The sequence below is a fragment of the Pandoraea cepalis genome, from assembly GCF_902459625.1.
Taxonomy (GTDB): Bacteria; Pseudomonadota; Gammaproteobacteria; order Burkholderiales; family Burkholderiaceae; genus Pandoraea; species Pandoraea cepalis.
This window is the reverse complement of record NZ_CABPRY010000008.1, coordinates 192498-210229: the sequence shown is the minus strand read 5'-3', so window position 1 is coordinate 210229 and position 17732 is coordinate 192498. Positions and strand designations below refer to the sequence as shown.

12 protein-coding genes and 1 tRNA gene are annotated in these 17732 nt (G+C 62.6%); 7 read left to right on the top strand and 6 right to left on the bottom strand.

Translation table 11 applies throughout. From position 1 onward, the window contains the following. Positions 1-232: 232 nt before the first annotated feature. Positions 233-1588: an MFS transporter gene (locus PCE31107_RS17180; protein WP_246181866.1), complete on the bottom strand. Its 1356-nt coding sequence runs from the start codon at positions 1586-1588 to the stop codon at positions 233-235. Continuing rightward, on the bottom strand, positions 1585-2982 hold the full coding sequence (locus PCE31107_RS17175) for a M20 family metallopeptidase (protein ID WP_150609996.1): 1398 nt from the start codon (positions 2980-2982) through the stop codon (positions 1585-1587). The genes PCE31107_RS17180 and PCE31107_RS17175 overlap by 4 nt, the downstream gene beginning before the upstream one ends. 217 nt (positions 2983-3199) lie before the next feature. Between PCE31107_RS17175 and PCE31107_RS17170 the strand changes: the two genes are divergently transcribed. Next, entirely contained in the window at positions 3200-4117 is a 918-nt protein-coding gene (locus PCE31107_RS17170) for a LysR family transcriptional regulator (RefSeq protein WP_150609994.1), read from the top strand. A 173-nt stretch (positions 4118-4290) separates the two neighbouring features. On the opposite strand, the gene PCE31107_RS17165 is transcribed toward PCE31107_RS17170, so the two are convergent. From PCE31107_RS17165 to gloB, 3 genes are all read right to left on the bottom strand, one after another. Next, positions 4291-6192 (bottom strand): propionate--CoA ligase, encoded by a 1902-nt coding sequence (locus tag PCE31107_RS17165; protein WP_130026508.1) that lies wholly within the window; start codon positions 6190-6192, stop codon positions 4291-4293. A 408-nt stretch (positions 6193-6600) separates the two neighbouring features. Further along, complete coding sequence (locus PCE31107_RS17160; RefSeq protein ID WP_150609993.1) at positions 6601-8283, bottom strand: transglycosylase SLT domain-containing protein; 1683 nt, start codon at positions 8281-8283, stop codon at positions 6601-6603. A gap of 325 nt (positions 8284-8608) precedes the next feature. Then, positions 8609-9391: a hydroxyacylglutathione hydrolase gene (gene gloB / locus PCE31107_RS17155; protein ID WP_246181865.1), complete on the bottom strand. Its 783-nt coding sequence runs from the start codon at positions 9389-9391 to the stop codon at positions 8609-8611. A gap of 59 nt (positions 9392-9450) precedes the next feature. Here gloB and PCE31107_RS17150 point away from each other — a divergent pair, with 59 nt between their 5' ends. The 5 genes from PCE31107_RS17150 (at position 9451) to PCE31107_RS17130 (ending at position 14896) form a co-directional block, all read left to right on the top strand. Continuing rightward, positions 9451-10311, top strand: coding sequence for a methyltransferase domain-containing protein (locus PCE31107_RS17150; protein ID WP_017231813.1), 861 nt, complete (start codon positions 9451-9453; stop codon positions 10309-10311). 11 nt (positions 10312-10322) lie between these two features. Then, a complete protein-coding gene (rnhA, locus tag PCE31107_RS17145; protein ID WP_017231812.1) occupies positions 10323-10772 on the top strand; it encodes a ribonuclease HI in 450 nt (149 codons plus the stop codon). Positions 10773-10884: 112 nt separating this feature from the next. After that, a complete protein-coding gene (gene dnaQ / locus PCE31107_RS17140) occupies positions 10885-11625 on the top strand; it encodes a DNA polymerase III subunit epsilon (RefSeq protein WP_150609990.1) in 741 nt (246 codons plus the stop codon). 257 nt (positions 11626-11882) lie between these two features. Continuing rightward, positions 11883-11957: transfer RNA gene (locus tag PCE31107_RS17135), tRNA-Val, on the top strand. A gap of 698 nt (positions 11958-12655) precedes the next feature. Beyond that, a complete protein-coding gene (locus tag PCE31107_RS17130) occupies positions 12656-14896 on the top strand; it encodes an NADP-dependent isocitrate dehydrogenase (RefSeq protein ID WP_150609989.1) in 2241 nt (746 codons plus the stop codon). 109 nt (positions 14897-15005) lie between these two features. On the opposite strand, the gene PCE31107_RS17125 is transcribed toward PCE31107_RS17130, so the two are convergent. Beyond that, positions 15006-15656: a TetR/AcrR family transcriptional regulator gene (locus PCE31107_RS17125; protein WP_240756010.1), complete on the bottom strand. Its 651-nt coding sequence runs from the start codon at positions 15654-15656 to the stop codon at positions 15006-15008. Positions 15657-15812: 156 nt separating this feature from the next. On the opposite strand from PCE31107_RS17125, the gene PCE31107_RS17120 reads away from it, so the two are divergent. Then, on the top strand, positions 15813-16652 hold the full coding sequence (locus PCE31107_RS17120; RefSeq protein ID WP_150609988.1) for a metal-dependent hydrolase: 840 nt from the start codon (positions 15813-15815) through the stop codon (positions 16650-16652). Positions 16653-17732 lie beyond the last annotated feature (1080 nt).

Sequence of the window (17732 nt, the reverse complement as noted above, 5' to 3'; positions counted from 1 at the left end):
AAATTTGAATAGCGCGTCACGTTGCAAAACGACACTGCTGGCTAGATGCCTCAAACGAACACAGCGCACCGCCCGATTCACCGCACACCGAAATTCCGGATGTATCGCAAAACGCATACATTCCGGCAGGGGAACTGCCGGCAAACCAAAAAGGCGCCACGACCGCCTCGCATGCATCCCTCACACGCGACGCCGCCGGGCGCCTCTTCATTCCACAACCAATCGTCTCGCTTCAGCGCACGCCCATCCGCGTTTTGGCGATCACTAGCGTCGTCAGACTCACCACCGCCCCCACCATCAAATACAGCCCCGGCGCCAGCTTGTTGCCCGTCGCCGCAATCAGCCACGCCACCGCCAGCGGAGTGAAGCCGCCAAAGATCGTCGTACCAAGGTTGTAGCCGACCGCCATGCCCGTCGCCCGTGTTCGTGTCGGGAACAACGACGAAATCAACGCCGGAATCGGTGCGAAGTACACTGCCTTCAACGTGCCCACCCACAGCATCACGACCATCATCGTCAGCAACGACGCATGCGCATTCATGTATGCAAACGCCGGATACACCGTACAGAAGAACAGTGTCCCCGCTGCCAGCATGATGCGAATACGCCCCACCTTGTCCGACCAATGACCGACGAACGGCGTCAGCGTCATGATGACGAAGCCCGTCACCAGCGTCGCAATGTAGCCCTGCGCCGGCGGCAAACCCAACTGTTTCGTCGCGTAAGTCGGCATGTACAAGATCATGTAGTTGGCCGTCGTCGTCAGCACCAGCGCCCCAATCGACACCAGCAGACGTGACTTCTGCGTTGCCAACACCTCTCGCACCGGCGATTGGCCCGCGTCGTCGCCAGCCACCTGCGCCTGACGCTTGCGCGCCACGTCATGCTCGAACGCCGGCGTCTCGTCCACGTACTTCCGGATGTAAAGCCCGATCGGCCCGACCAGCATCCCGAACAGGAACGGAATCCGCCATCCCCACGACTCCAGTTGCGGCTGGGTCAGCGCCCCGGTCAGCACCGCCCCGAACGCCGACGCCAGCAACGTGCTCGCCCCCTGGCTCGCAAACTGCCAGCTCGACATGAAGCCCGGCCGGTTCGGTACATGCTCAACGAGAAATGCCGTCGAGCTACCAAACTCGCCGCCCGCCGAAAATCCCTGCAACAAGCGCGACAAGAAAATGCCGATCGGCGCCCAAACACCAATCGCCGCGTATGTCGGCATGAACGCGATCAGCCCGGTGCCCAAGGTCATCATCGCAATCGACAACATCAACGACGCGCGACGCCCGCTGCGGTCCGCGTACGCGCCCAGCACAAACGCCCCCAGCGGTCGCGCAAGATAAGACAACGCGAATGTCCCCAGCGCCATGAGCAGCGACACCGTCGCATCGTGCGCAGGAAAGAACAACTTGGAGATCGTCACGGCAAAGTAGCCATAGACGATCAGGTCATACCACTCGAGCGCGTTGCCGATCGACGTCGCGACAATCAACTTGTAGACGGGCACGCTCGCATGCGCGCCCTCACTGCCGACGCTCAACGCGCCATTCGCTTGATCCGCCCCGGCGGCGGTCACTGAGCTATTCATCGCGGCTTCCCCTCTTTCAGATCGACTTCCCCCAGATCCCAGAACAGACCCGCCATGATCTGCAACGCCTCGCGCGCCACCGATCCCAGCAGATGCTCGTCCGGCGCGTGCTGCGAACAGGCCGGGTACGAGTGCGGCACCCACAGCGTCGGCAGCCCCAGAACGTCCGCGAACACATCGTTCGGCAACGTGCCCCCCAGATTCGGCAGCAGCACCGGCGGCTTGCCCGTCGTCTCGCGCATCGACGTCAACGCCCACAGCACCCACGGATCTTCCGGATCGAGACGCGTCGCCATCACGCCGCGCTCGACCTCCACCTCGACCATCGGGAAACCGTGCGCGTCGAGATGCGCGCGCAAGATCTCGCCCAGCCGCTCCCAGTCGGTGCCGACGACGAAGCGAATTTGCATGTGCGCATAGGCATACGGGGGAATCGCGTTGACCGGCTTTTCCGGATTGCCGGTCTTGAACGCCAGCACCTCGATGTTGTTCCAGCCGATCACGCGCTCCGTCGGCGTCAATCCCGGCTCGCCATAATCGACGTCGACCTCGGGATCGTTCGGTCCGCCGCCCACCTCCAACCCAGCAAGCGCGCGACGCACCGACGCCGGCACCTCGGGCGGACGCAACCCGTCGACAAGAATCTTGCCGTTGCCATCGACAATCGATGCAATCGCGTTCGCGAGCACGACGCCTGGATTGCGCAACAGTCCGCCCCAGTTGCCCGAGTGATGCCCGCCGTCGCGCAAATTCAGACTGAGCTTGAAGTTGACCAAGCCGCGCGAGCCGAGAAACACCGTCGGACGTTGCGCCGCCAGTCGCGGCCCGTCAGAGGCGATCAGCACATCGGCCCGCAGTTCGTCACGCAGTTGCTCGCAAATCGCGTGCAGCCCCGGCGAGCCCATCTCCTCGCCCATCTCCACGATCATCTTCACGTTGTAGCCGAGCTTGCCGCCACGCAACGCCAACACCTCCGCCAACGCCGACAGGTTGATCGTGTGCTGCCCCTTGTTGTCGGCGGTGCCACGCCCGTACCAGCGATCACCTTCCACCACGATCTCCCAGGGCTTCAGTCCGTCGCGCCATTGCGCGTCGTAGCCTCGCACCACGTCGCCGTGACCGTAGGTGAGGACCGTGGGGGCATCGTCGCTCTCGTGTCGTTGCGCAATCAGGAACGGGCCGCCGCCCGGCACCGGGTTGGGCACGATGCGCGACGTAAAGCCGAGCGCCGCCAGCGCGGGCGTCATTTCGTCAGCGAGATAAGCATTAAGGACGTCGCCGCTGTTCGGCTCCTGACTCTCGGTCTTGTAGGCGATGCGGCGGTTGAGCGTATCGAGGAACGCGCCCGAATCGTATTGGGCGGTGGCTTGGGTAATGGCTGCGCTACGTGTCACTGCTTGTCTCCAGATGGCTTTCGAGGGCACGGCTGCCTGGCTCGCACACACGGCCACGCGTGTCGGTAGCACGCTGCAACGCAACCGTTCAGGCCATTCTAGGAGCGGGTATTTTTGACAACAATGATAATATTTCGAAGGTTTCGTTGCCGTTTCGGCAAAGCTGAAATCGGTGCCAATCCCCACGCAACCGGCGGCGCCATCCGCCCATCCGTCCATGCAAACACACGCGCTACGCTACTTTCTCGAAGTCGCTCGTACCGGCTCGCTCAGTCGCGCGTCCGAGCGTCTGCACGTGGCCGTTTCCGCCCTGAGCCGGCAGATCGCGAAACTTGAGGAAGATCTCGGTACGCCGCTGTTCGAACGTCGTCCGCGCGGCATGGTGTTGAGTGAGGCAGGCGCGTTGCTTGCCGATCATGCGCGTCGCATGCTGCTCGACGCGGAGCGCGTCACGTCAGAAATCCGGGGGCTGACGGAAGTGGGACGCGCGACGATTCGCATCGCCAGTGCGGAGGGTGTCGCGCGGGATTTCCTGCCACAGGTCTTCGCACGCTTTCGCGAAACCTACCCTGGCGCGCACTTTCTGCTCGATGTTGTCTCGCCGTTCGTCGCCACGGAGCGCGTACGCGACGGCGAAGCGGATATCGCCGTGTGCTTCAGCGTCGCTCCGGAAAAAGGGGTGCAGGTCGTTCACACGCAGCCGGCGCCGATCTATGCCTTGATGGCCAAGAAACACCCACTCGCCAAACGACGCGACATCGCGCTTGCCGACTTGCTGCCCTACCCGATGGCGCTATCGAATGCCGGCGTGACCATCCGCCAGATGTTCGACCTGTGCTGCATTCTCGAAGGCCTGCTGTTCGAACCCGTCTTCGTGAGCAACTATCACGCCTCGCTGCACAGCTTCGTGCGCTCAGGCAATGCGGTGACGCTCACCGGTCTGCTTACGGTACGCAGCCGGCTCGCCCCGGAAGGGCTCGTTGCCATCCCGATTCGAAATCCGGCGCTGCACCAACGCTCACTGCAAGTGCAAACGATGGCCGGACGCACCCTGCCCGCCCCTGTCGAAGCCTTTCTCGGCCTGCTGATCGATGCCATCCGTGCACCCGAAATTCTCGACAAACCCTTCGGTTGACGCCACTGAATCAGCTGCATCAACTGCATCGGCTGCATCGGCTGCATCGGCTGCATCGGCTGCATTGGATGAATCAGATGAATTGGGCTAATCGGGCGAATTAGGTGACGTCGCGTCGAGGGGCGATGCGCCGTCAAGGGCACGCGCGTGCGCCGTGCCCTTGACGGCGCGAACTACACGCCCTTCACCGCGTCGCGCACCTGATCGAGCGCGGCCGGGTCTTCCAATGTAATCAGATCCCCGGTCTCGCGGCCTTCGCAGATGGCCTGGATGGCGCGACGCAACAGCTTGCCGGAACGCGTCTTCGGCAGCATCGCGACGAAGAACACGCGCGCCGGGCGCGCCACGGCCCCCAACTGCTTGTCCACCGTCTTCATGACATCGCCCTCCAGTGCCAGACGCGCCTCCGGCGTGGCCACCAACTCCGGTTGACGCAACACCGCGAACGCCATCGCCACCTGCCCCTTCAACGCATCCTGCGCGCCGATGACCGCCACTTCCGCCACGGCCGGGTGACTCGCGATGCTCTCCTCGATCTCACGCGAACCCAGCCGGTGGCCGGCCACGTTGATCACGTCATCGGTACGTCCAAGAATGAAGTAATAGCCGTCCGCATCGCGCACGCCCCAGTCGAAGCTCGAATACAGCGTGCGGCCCGGCACTGTCTGCCAGTAGGTCTTGACGAAGCGGGCATCGTCTCCCCAGACGGTGCTCATGCACCCCGGCGGCAGCGGCCCCTCGATGGCCAGCACGCCCTTCTGGTTCGGCCCGCAGTCCTCGCCGGTCACCTCGTCGACGAGCTTCACGTCGTAGCCATACACCGGCTTGCCCGGCGACCCGAGCTTGCCAGGCAGAACCTCCACGCCGCGCGCCATGCCGAGAATCGGCCAACCGGTCTCCGTCTGCCAGTAGTTGTCGACGACGGGCTTGCCCACGCCGTCGGTGAGCCACCGCGCCGTGGGTTCGTCGAGCGGCTCGCCTGCGAGGAAGATCAGCCGCAGCGACGACAGGTCGTATCGCGTCAGATAGGCCGGGTCTTGTTTCTTGAGCACGCGAATCGCCGTGGGTGCGGTGAATAGCTGCGTGACCTTGTACTTCTCGACGATGCGCCACCAGATCCCGCCATCGGGCCGGATCGGCGTGCCCTCGTACATCACGGTCGCAATGCCGGCGAGCAACGGCGCGTACACGATGTAGCTGTGCCCGACCACCCAGCCGATATCCGACGCGCAGAACATCGTGTCACCCGGCTTCGCGCAGAAGATGTGCTGCATCGACGCGGCCAGCGCCACCGCATACCCGCCGGTATCGCGCTGTACGCCCTTCGGCTTGCCCGTCGTGCCGGAGGTGTAGAGCACATACGACGGCTCACTCGATTCGAGCCATTCGCAAGCCACGGCGGCATCGAAAAACTGCTCGCGCAACGGCGCGTAGTCGACGTCGCGGCCGGGCACATGTGTCATCGGCGAGAGGCCCCGGTCGATCAGCAGCACATTAGACGGCTTGTGCTGCGCGAGCGCGATGCCCTCATCGAGCAGCGGCTTGTAGGGCACAACCTTGCCGTTGCGCGAACCGGCGTCGGCCGAGACGATGACGGTCGGTTGCGCGTCATCGATACGCGCTGCCAGATTGACCGAGGCGAAGCCGCCAAACACCACCGAGTGAATCGCACCGAGCCGCGTGCATGCGAGCATGGCGAACAGGGCTTCGGGCACCATCGGCATGTAGATCAGCACCCGCTTGCCGCGCGCAACGCCCAGCGATTGCAGCGACGCCGCCATGCGATTGACTTCCGCCGCGAGCTCGTCGTACGTGTAGACGCGCTCCTGCTCGGTCTCCGTCGACACCCAGATCAGCGCATTTTGTGAGCCGCGCGACGGCAAATGGCGGTCGACGGCGTTGTGGCACAGATTCGTTCGGCCACCAACGAACCATCGTGCAAATGGTGGCTTGTCGTAATCGAGCACCTGGGTGAAGGGGGTCTCCCAGTCGATCAGACGGGCCTGCTCCTCCCAGAAGGCCGCGCGCGAATCGGGCGCAATCGAACGGGCGTGAAACGACGCATACGAAGTCATGGTGTCTCCTTGCATATAGGAATTGGCTCGCGCGCCCGGTGCCCGACCGGGAGTGCCGGTGGGGAACGGAGCTGGCGCGGCGCCGGATCGGGCCGGCAAGGTCGAGCGGCATGTCGCCGTCGACCGGCAATGCGTTTCGGTGCAATGAAATCGTCGGACACGGATGCCGTGCCTCGCGCTCAGTGTGCGCGTTGACGCTTACGGAAGGCTTACCGGATGGGCTAACCCGCGGTCGAAAGCGCTAGGGGATTACGCGAAGTCAAGCAGGAACGGTGACGGCGGGACGGCGCGGCGAGACATTCGCGACCGAAAAAGACAAACGCCCGTGACGGGGCATCGTCACGGGCGTTAGGTCATGCGCGGTGCTTCTACGATCTGACGATCGTCCAGCGCGGTCGATGCCGCCGCTCAGCGCTGTGCCGTGCGGGTGACCTTCGAGGATGTCTTGGCCGCCGGCTTCGCGGCCGTCCTGGCCACCGTCTTGGCTGGCGCCTTCGCCGCGACCTTGGTCCGGGCCGTCTTGCCGCCGGATGCAGCCGCCTTGGTTGTCTTGGCCTGGCTGACCGCCGGCCGACGCTCCACCACGCGAATCATCTTGCCGTGCTTGCCGCGCACCAGACGCGTGCGCGGGGCTTCGCCGTCCCCCGTGGCCGCCGGGGCCTCGGACGCAGCTGCCACGCGCAAGGCGTCCTTGACCGGTACGTGAAGCACCAGCAGTTGGCCCGACGTGAGCGTATCGCGACGCAGACGATTCCAGCTCTTGATTTGCGCAACGCTCACGCCACTGCGCTGGGCCACGCGGGCGAGCGTGTCATGCTTGCGAGCGCGCACCATCACCTTGCGCGTATCGGGAATATCCGGCTCCAGCGCAAGCACGGCATTGCGTGCCACCGACGCGCTGATGTCCTGGTCAATGTCGTCCGAGCGCGGTACCAGCAACGTCGAGCCCGCCTTGAGGCGCATGCGCGGCGCAATGTTATTGACCGACCGGATGACCGCGGCGTCGACACCCAGCTTGCGCGCGACGTCTTCCGGACGCTCACGCGATGCGGACGTGTAGGTCGTCCAGCTCGATAGCGGCTTGTCATAGCCCTTCAGACGACGCTGGAACACTTCGGCGCTATCGAACGGCAGGAGAATTTTCGGCTGTGCCGCGCCAAGAATCACCGGCTTGCGGAACGACGGATTGAGCGCGCGGAATTCGTCGAGCGGCAGGTCGGCCAGCTTCGCGGCCAATGCCACGTCGATGTCGCGCTTGGTGGTTACGCTGACGAAATACGGGTGATTCGGAATCTCGGGCAGCTTCACGCTGTAGATTTCCGGGTGCGCAATGATGTTCTTGATCGCCTGCAGCTTCGGCACGTAGTAACGCGTCTCGGTCGGCATGCGCAGACTCAGGTAATCGGTCGGCAACCCTTGCGCCTGATTACGCTCGATCGCGCGCTGCACGTTGCCTTCGCCCCAGTTATAGGCCGCGAGCGCCAGTTGCCAGTCACCGAACATCGCATAGAGCTTCGAGAGGTAGTCGAGCGCCGCCGTCGTCGAGGCGAGCACGTCGCGGCGCTCGTCCTGGAACATGTTCTGCTTGAGGTTGTACGTCTTGCCCGTGCTGGGAATGAACTGCCACATGCCGGCCGCCTTCGCCGTAGAGAGCGCCTGCGGGTTGTACGCGCTTTCCACGAACGGCAGCAGCGCGAGTTCCGTCGGCATATGACGGCGCTCGAGTTCTTCGACGATGTGGAACAGATACTTGCTCGAGCGCTCGATCATGCGCTCGACATATTCGGGACGCTGCGCGTACCACTGTGTGCGGTCCTGCGCGAGGTCGGTGTCCAGATCGGGAATCGCGAAACCGTGACGAATGCGCGACCAGAGGTCGGCGTCGTCGCTCCCGTAGGCCAGATCGTTGATCGAGTCGCTGTCCAGGTCGATGGTCTGATCGCTTGAGACGCGTTGCTTGCCTTTGGCCGTCGTGACGAGAGGCGATTGGCCCTGCGCAGTCGGCGTGGAACTCAATGCACCGTTGGTCGGTGCTGTGCCGGCACACGCCGCCAGAAGCAGCGTCAGTAGCAAGCTAACGATAAGTCGCATTGATCGGGCTCGAATTGGGTTGCATCTTCATGAAATTGGCAAGAATGGTAAGGAAACCCTTCAGATGCGTCAACCATTCTGCTTATTTTTTTTGCAAAATTTACGCAAAAAGACCCCAAATTTGAGGGTTATCCCCGATCTTGGACGGTCGCGATGTGGCTGAAACGAGACGCCCGGACAGCGGACTCGATAGGATCGATAAGAGACCGAAACATCAAAGGGCGGAGATGCGACAAGGCTGAGCAGGCGCGGGCGAACATGTCAACGCCCGTTTTGTGACAATGTCATGCCATGCCACGCTGTTGACAGCGTGGCAGAGTCACGATCAACGGAAGCTGTCTTTCCAGCTACGCACGGTGGCAAATACCGCCTCGCGAGAGAGCGACGCGCGCCCTGCATGGCGTTGCGCAGCCGCGATGACGGCCGGTGCGTCGCTGCGCAGGAAGGGGTTGGTCACGCGCTCCTGGGCGAGCGTCGTGGGCAATGTCGGACGGCCGGCCGCGCGAAGCGCCGTTGCCTCACGATGCCACGCGTGAAGCGCCGCGTTATCCGGATCGACCGCCAGCGCGAAGCGAATGTTCGACAGCGTGTATTCGTGCGCGCAATGCACGAGCGTGGCGGGCGGCAGCGCCGCGAGCGCATCCAGCGACGCGAGCATCTGTGCGGGCGTGCCCTCGAACAGGCGTCCGCAGCCGCACGAGAACAGTGTGTCGCCGCAGAAGAGGTGCGGCGCGCCTGCGGCCCCGGCGCCAAGGAAATATGCGATATGCCCCGCGGTGTGGCCGGGCACGTCGATCACGTCCAGCGTCATGACCGGGGCGGCGATGTGAACGGTCTCGCCGCCGCGATGCGGATGATCGACGCAGGCGATGGCTTCGCCGGCCGGGCCGTGCACGGGAACGTTGAAATGCTCGAGCAGCGCATCGACACCGCCGATGTGATCGGCATGTTTGTGCGTGATGAGAATGGCGCGCAGCGTGAGATGACGCGATTCGAGATAGGCGAGCACCGGTGCGGCGTCGCCCGGGTCGACCACCACGGCATCTTTGCCGTTATCGACGACCCAGAGATAATTGTCCTGGAACGCGGGGACGGGGAAGACGGTCATTGTTCCGGCCGACGCCTCACTTACCGCATCTGCGTGCGCATCCATATATACTCGCCACCATGTCAGAACGTCCGATTATAGACTGGCCCCTCTGGCTCGTCTCACCACCAGGCCGCTACGCGCTCGCATGGGAACAGGCCCTTTTCGACCAATGGGTCGGGGATCTGTTCGGCTATCACGCGCTGCAACTCGGCCGCCCCGAACTGGATACGCTGCGCGAAAACCGCATGCCCTATCGCGGTCTCGTCCTGACGGCTGCGCGCGGCCCCGACGCCTCACCGCTCGTGACCAAGGCCGCCAGCGACACAACCAGTGGCACGCCGTCGTGCCACGCGGGCGCGGCCGACATGATCCCACGCGACATCCTCGTGAGCCGCTTCGACGAGTTGCCTATCGCCACGGCGAGCACCGATCTCGTGGTCCTGCCGCACGTGCTCGAGTTTGCCGAAAATCCGCATGACATCCTGCGCGAAGTCGAACGCATTCTCGTGCCCGAGGGGCAGGTCATCATCACCGGCTTCAACAATCTGAGCTTGTGGGGCGCGCGCGAAGAGCTGGGGCGACTCGCCGGCACGCCGTTCCTGCCGCCTGGCGCCGATCTCATCGCCTTCACGCGCCTGAAGGACTGGCTCAAGCTGCTCTCCTTCGATATCGATCGCGGCCGCTTCGGCTGCTACCGCCCGCCCCTGCGCGGCGAGCACTGGCTGCAGCGCTTCGAGTTCATGGAACCCGCCGGCGACCGTTGGTGGCCAATCTTCGGGGCACTCTATGCGGTGCGCGCGGTCAAGCGCGTGCGAGGCATGCGCTTGGTCGGCAAAGTGCGCAAGCGTATACTCGGCCTCCAGCCGGCGGCGGCCCCCGTGGCAACACCCAACACCACGCATCGCCAGATGGCGGAAGCGGCCGACGCGCCCGATTGATCGTTTGAGAGATGACCTTGCCGCAAGTTGAGATCTACACCGACGGTGCCTGCAAAGGCAATCCTGGCCCCGGCGGCTGGGGCGCCCTGCTCGTCGCGGGCAAACACCGCAAGGAAATGTTCGGCGGCGAAGCCAACACGACCAACAACCGCATGGAGCTTCTGGCCGTCATTCGCGCGCTCGAAGCCCTGAACAAGCCCTGCAGCGTGGTGCTGCACACCGACTCGCAGTATGTGCAGAAAGGCATCAGCGAGTGGATTCACGGCTGGAAGGCCCGTGGCTGGAAAACCGCAGCCAAGGCGCCGGTGAAGAACGCCGACCTGTGGCAGACACTCGACGCCGTCTCGCAGAAACACGAGATCGACTGGCGTTGGGTGAAAGGTCATGCCGGCCACGACGGCAACGAAGCCGCCGACCAGTTGGCCAACCGCGGCGTGGAGAGTCTGCGTCGCGGCCAGTGAGCCGGCGGCCATCGCCGCAGCTTGAGCAGTATCCGCGCATTGCGTGAGAGGTCACGGCCCGCGGCGCGTCAATTCCGAAAGCACACGAAGCACACTAGATTCAACGAACAGCATGCGACAACTGATCCTCGATACCGAAACCACCGGCCTGAATGCGAAGACGGGGGACCGTCTGCTGGAAATCGGTTGCGTCGAACTGGTCAATCGCCGCCTGACCGGCAACAACCTGCACTTCTACATCAACCCCGAGCGCGACAGCGATCCGGGCGCATTGGCGGTGCACGGACTCACAACGGAATTCCTTTCCGACAAACCCAAATTCGCCGAGATTGCGGAAGAGTTGCGCGAGTACTGCCGCGACGCCGAAATCATCATTCACAACGCGGCGTTCGACCTGGGCTTCCTGGATATGGAATTCGCCCGCCTTGGCTGGCCGCCGTTCATGCAGCATTGCTCGAGTCTGATCGACACGCTGCTGCGTGCCCGGGAGATGTTCCCCGGTCGACGCAATTCGCTGGACGCCCTTTGTGAGCGTCTCGGCGTGAACAACGCGCACCGTACGCTGCACGGCGCCTTGCTCGACGCGGAATTGCTCGCCGACGTGTACCTCGCCATGACGCGCGGCCAGGAGAGTCTCGTCATCGAGATCGGCGATGGCGATGGGGGCGATGTGGGCACCCAGCGCGAAAAGATTTCGTTGCGCCAGTTCGATCTTCCCGTGATCGCGGCAGCAGATGACGAGGTAGCTCAGCATGCCGGTGTGCTGAACGACATCGACAAGGGGATGAAGGGGACGTGCGTGTGGCGTACCGAACCGGCGCTACCGGAAGGCGACACCGCACCCACGGCGTGAGTTCGCAACGAGCCACACGGAAAATTCGCACGAAGGCCTTCCCAAGCACGAAAAACATCCCTATAATCGCGCTCTTTGCTGCTTGCGAGTCATCGCGAGAAACGGCGTGAAGTGATCGAGAGATATCGTCACGGCGGCAGCAAAAAAGAACAAAAGAAAAGTTGCAGACTTCTACGAAAACAGTTAAAGTTCTGCTCCTGATTGCGAATCAAAAGCTTCAGCAATCAGCACTAAATCATTGATTTAGTTAATGATTTGGGTGGTTAGCTCAGCGGTAGAGCACTGCCTTCACACGGCAGGGGTCACAGGTTCAATCCCTGTACCACCCACCAGATTCGAAGGGCCGACGATGCGTCGGCCCTTTTTGCATTTGCCATCCGAATCGAACGCGGAATACCTGGCGCGTCGTGGCCGCCGCATTGGCGAAAAAGCGTCCTCCGTTCTTCCGCAAGCCTCACGACTGGCGCACCTTCCCGCCTGCACCTCAAACGCACCGCCGCAGCCGTGAGCTTTACGCCTCGCCTCGCTACCGAATAATCGCCCCCTCCTCATTGATCACCGAGGCTCCGGTCGGCCCGTGCTTCCCGTTTTCGCCGAGAACGGACAAGCCGCACCAGCGCATGCACCTCCGGCCACAACAAGCTGGGCGCCCGCCCGACCTCGCGGCGCGCAACGCTGCAAGTCGCGCCCTCCCCCCCACGGAATCCCGGTCACCCATCCGCGTTACGGAGCGAATTTTGATAGATTATTTCTATTGAAAATAAAAATTCATCTAAATTAACCCACATCCTTTGCACCGCATCGCCCTGCTTCCGGGAAGCAGCGCCCCATCCTGCGGGGTTTTCCACGACATCATGGGAGCTTCAGTGCCAGTCTTATATAAGACTCAAGCATTCACATTACGAAAAGGCATTTCAGTTTTGCCCCCGACCCGTGTCACAATCGGAAAAATTCGTCATGGCTAGCTGACTGTTACCCCAGTCGGCAGCGCTCCCCCACCGTTCCCTGCTTCTTGAATCCGAGACCAGCGATGAGTACGCAGCAACCCAGCATCATCTACACCCTGACCGACGAAGCACCGCTTCTGGCCACCAGCGCTTTCCTCCCGATCATTCGCACGTTCACGGCACCGGCCGGCGTGTCGGTCGAGACGAGCGACATCTCGGTCGCGGCCCGTATCCTCGGAGAATTCCCCGAGTTCCTGACGGAAGCGCAGCGCGTGCCGGACAACCTCGCCGAACTGGGTCGTCTGACGCAAGATCCGGATACGAACATCATCAAGCTGCCGAACATCAGCGCCTCGGTGTTCCAGCTCCAGAGCGCGATCAAGGAACTGCAATCGAAGGGCTACAAGGTGCCGGACTATCCGGAAGATCCGAAGACCGACGAAGATAAGGCCATCCAGAAGCGTTACTCGAAGTGCCTCGGTTCGGCTGTCAACCCGGTGCTGCGCGAAGGCAACTCGGATCGTCGCGCCCCGCTCGCCGTCAAGAACTACGCCAAGAAGCACCCCCACAGCATGGGCGAGTGGAGCATGGCATCGCGCACGCACGTGGCGCACATGAAGCATGGCGACTTCTACCACGGCGAAAAGTCGATGACGCTCGACCGCGCCCGTGACGTCAAGATGGAACTCGTCACCAAGAGCGGCAAGACGATCGTGCTCAAGCCGAAGGTCGCGCTGCTCGACGGCGAAATCATCGACAGCATGTTCATGAGCAAGAAGGCGCTGTGCGACTTCTATGAAGAGCAGATGGAAGACGCGCGCAAGACCGGCGTGATGCTCTCGCTGCACGTGAAGGCCACCATGATGAAGGTCTCGCACCCGATCGTGTTCGGCCACGCCGTGAAGATCTTCTACAAGGAAGCCTTCGAGAAGCATGGCAAGCTGTTCGACGAACTGGGCGTGAACGTCAACAACGGCCTCGTGAACCTTTACGAGAAGATCGAATCGCTGCCGAGCACGCAGCGTGAAGAAATCATCCGCGACCTGCATGCTTGCCACGAGCATCGCCCGGAACTGGCGATGGTCGACTCCGCCAAGGGCATCTCGAACCTGCACGCGCCGAACGACGTGATCGTCGACGCCTCGATGCCGGCCATGATCCGCATCGGCGGCAAGATGTGGGGTGCCGACGGCCGTCCGAAGGACACCAAGGCCGTGATCCCGGAGAGCACGTTCGCGCGCATCTATCAGGAAATCATCAACTTCTGCAAGACCAACGGCAACTTCGACCCGACCACCATGGGTACGGTGCCGAACGTCGGCCTGATGGCTCAGAAAGCGGAAGAGTACGGCTCACACGACAAGACCTTCGAAATCGCCGAAGACGGCGTGGCGAACATCGTCGACATCGCCACGGGCGAAGTGCTGCTCTCGCAGAACGTGGAAGCCGGCGACATCTGGCGTATGTGCCAGGTCAAGGACGCGCCGATCCGTGACTGGGTGAAGCTTGCCGTGAACCGCGTGCGCAACTCGGGCATGCCGGCCGTGTTCTGGCTCGACCCGTACCGTCCGCACGAAGCCGAGTTGATCAAGAAGGTCGAAACGTACCTGAAGGATTACGACACCAACGGTCTCGACATTCAGATCATGTCGCAAGTGCGCGCCATGCGTTACACGCTCGAGCGCGTGATTCGCGGTCTGGACACCATCTCGGTGACCGGCAACATTCTGCGCGACTACCTGACCGACCTGTTCCCGATCATGGAACTGGGCACCAGCGCCAAGATGCTGTCGATCGTGCCGCTCATGGCCGGTGGCGGCATGTACGAAACGGGTGCCGGCGGCTCGGCACCGAAGCACGTCAAGCAATTGGTGGAAGAGAACCACCTGCGCTGGGACTCGCTGGGTGAATTCCTGGCACTGGCAGTCTCGCTGGAAGACCTGGGTATCAAGACGGGTAACCCGCGCGCCAAGATCCTTGCCAAGACGCTCGACGCGGCCACGGGCACCCTGCTCGACAACAACAAGGGCCCGTCGCCGAAGACCGGTCAGTTGGACAACCGCGGCAGCCAGTTCTATCTGGCGATGTACTGGGCGCAGGAATTGGCTGCACAGAAGGACGATGCCGATCTGGCCAAGCACTTCGCACCGCTCGCCAAGCAACTGACCGAGAACGAGAAGGCCATCGTGGGCGAACTCGCCGACGTGCAGGGCAAGCCGACGGACATCGGCGGCTACTACAAGCCGGACTTCGAGAAGCTCGAGCAGGTCATGCGTCCGAGCAAGACGTTCAACGCCGCGCTGGAAAGCGTCGCGAAGGCGTAATGAGGACGTAACAACGACGTAACGACGAGTTAGGTCAAACGACGGGCGGTCTGCAAGGATCGCCCGGCAGTCCTCACAAAAAAGCTGGCATATGCCAGCTTTTTTTGCCTTAGCCCTCTGCGCGCAACAATCCCCAGCACAGCCGGTAAAGTTCGTCCTCGAACTCCGGCGTGCCAAGCAAGGGGGAATCTTCCAGTGCGGCCGAGCGCAGCGTGCCCATGACGGCCCGCGTGAGCACGAAGACGGTGGCCGCGGTGGGTGGACGCATTTCGGGCGCGTCGCGCCGCGACATGGCGACGGCGATATGTTCGGCCGCCTCGCGCATGGCTTGCATGATGTTCTCGTGGTGATCGAGCTGCCACGCCATCTTGATGAGCGAGCGTTTCACGCGCCCGCCTGCGCCGAAGGCGTCGATGAGCACCCGCAATCGCTCGCGAATCACGCGTTCCGGGTCGGCGCCCTCTTCTGCCGCACGGGCGATGCGCTCGTTGAGTTCGTCCATCACCCGGCGCCGTTCGCGCGCGATCATTGCGAGCAGGATCGCTTCCTTGGTCGGGAAGTACTGGTACAGGGTACCGATGGAGAAGCCGGCCTTGCGGGCAATGCGATTGGTCGTGAGCGCCGCCTCGCCTTCTTCGTCGAGAACCTGAGCGGTGGCCTCGAAAATGGTCTCGACGGTGTGTTGCGCCCGTGCCTGCATCGGCCGCTTTCGCATGGCGGACGGGGCGTTTTGGGTCGCGGGCGGCTTGGGTGTGGCCATATTGAAAACCTGAGCGGGAAGCGAGTTGCGGCAAAGCGCCTGAAAAATGAATAATGCTCACATTCGCCAAAAAACTCAAGAGAAGGCAACGCAACACGCCTGCCGCGCCACTCAGGCGCCGCGAATCCCTCAACATCGCCGCGGAGGCAAGACACCATGAGCCATGACCTTTCTGCCCTGACCGTACGCAAACTGACTGTCGATCTGGCCGATGGCTTCGAGCGTCATTGGCACAGCGGCGACGCCTACCGCACCATGTATTACAACGCGCTGTCGATGAGCTTCCCGGTCGGCGAGCAATCGTTCATCGACTCGGTGCGCGACACGATGGATCGCCTGCCCGACGATGCGAGCTACGACACGCTTCGGGCAGACATCGCCCAGTTCATCGGACAGGAAGCGACGCATCGGCACCTGCATGGTCAGTACAACGCACAATTGGCGAAGCAGGGACTGATCAATCACTGGGAGAACTGGGCGACGACACGCATTCAGTGGGCGCGCCGCCGCAAGCTCTCGCCGATGTACATGCTGGCCGTGACGGCCGCCTACGAGCACTGCACGGCGGTATTCGGCGACGGGGCCCTTCGTTACGACCGTTGGCTCGCGAAGGCCGAACCGAAGATGCGCATGATGTGGCGCTGGCACGCGGCCGAGGAAACGGAGCACAAGGCGGTGGCGTTCGATCTCTATCGCGCGCTAGGCGGCAGCGAACGCCAACGTGTTCTCACGTATCTCTACGTGCTGTTCATGTTTGCTGTAGAGAGCCACGCGCAGACGATCAATAATCTCTGGCATGACGGCACCCTCTTCAAGCCCCGCACGTGGTGGGGTTTCGTCACGATGTTCTTCGGGCGCGATGGTGTCGTCTGGCGTAGCACCGGACCAATGCTCAAGTACCTCGCGCCTTCGTTTCATCCGAACCGACACGGCGATCCGTCGCTCGCCGAAAAGTGGCTGGCGGCGCATCAGGCCAACTGGCGAGCGGTTCGCTGATTTTTACTCGATGCTCGGTTCCTGCTGCCGGGCGCTTCACCCTCGTATCCCTCTGCGGTCGGCCGCCGGGCCGGTGCCCGTTTTCGTCGCTCCACGAAATTCGCTTTGGAAAACGGGCACCGGCCCGACAGCTCGAAACGCGCCCACGCATCGTCGCCCCCTCCCCCACGTCCCCACCTCGCCGCATTTCCCCACCTCGTCGTCACGATGACACCGTCTTCTCATGCGCCCAGGCTCTCGCCGACCGTCCCCACGTGCTACGCATCTGCTGGTGACGATCGTCGAGAGCCTCGCCATCCCCCAAGCACTTCTCTACGCCCAGTTTCGTGACGTCGTCGCGAAATGTTTCACGCTCCGTCTGGATGCGTCCAGAGCACCTCGCCACGCCCGCATCGTGATGTCTTCGTCGTGAGTTTTTTCTCGCCCTGAGTAGGCCCACTCTGAAACACTTGGCCACGCCGGGTACCGTGATGTCGTCTCCGCGCGCTGTTTCTCTCCCTGATCAGGCCCACACCGAATCACTTAACCGCACCTGGTAATGCGATGTCGGCACGAATTGAAGCATGGGCTGGTTGGACGCATTGTGCTGCAGCGTCGTCGGTAGCCATGGCCGTTGTGGACAGGGCGAGGCGAGGTACTGATGCGATGTCGAGGGTCTCGCCGACCGTCACCAGCAGATGCGCAGCACGTGGGGACGGTCGGCGAGAGCCTGCGCGCATGAAGCGGCGGTGTCGTCGTGACGGTGGGGTTGGCGATGGTGGCGGGGTGGGTGGATGGGGAGGTTGCGACGATGGATTGGCGTGTTTCGAGTCGTCGGGCCGGTACCCGTTTTCCAAAGCGAATTTCGTGGAGCGACGAAAACGGGTACCGGCCCGACGACCGACCGCAGCCGGGTGCGAGGGTGAAGCGTCACCCCAACAACGGAATACCGAGTATCAACGCCGAGTGATATGCCACAAGCGGCATCTTGATAATAATAATCACACCTCAAAGCAGCACCGATACCCGCGCAACGTGAAGTCAGTGTGTCAATGACTCAGGCGTGCCCCCTTGCACCCTTCGGTGAGAAGCGAAGTTCAG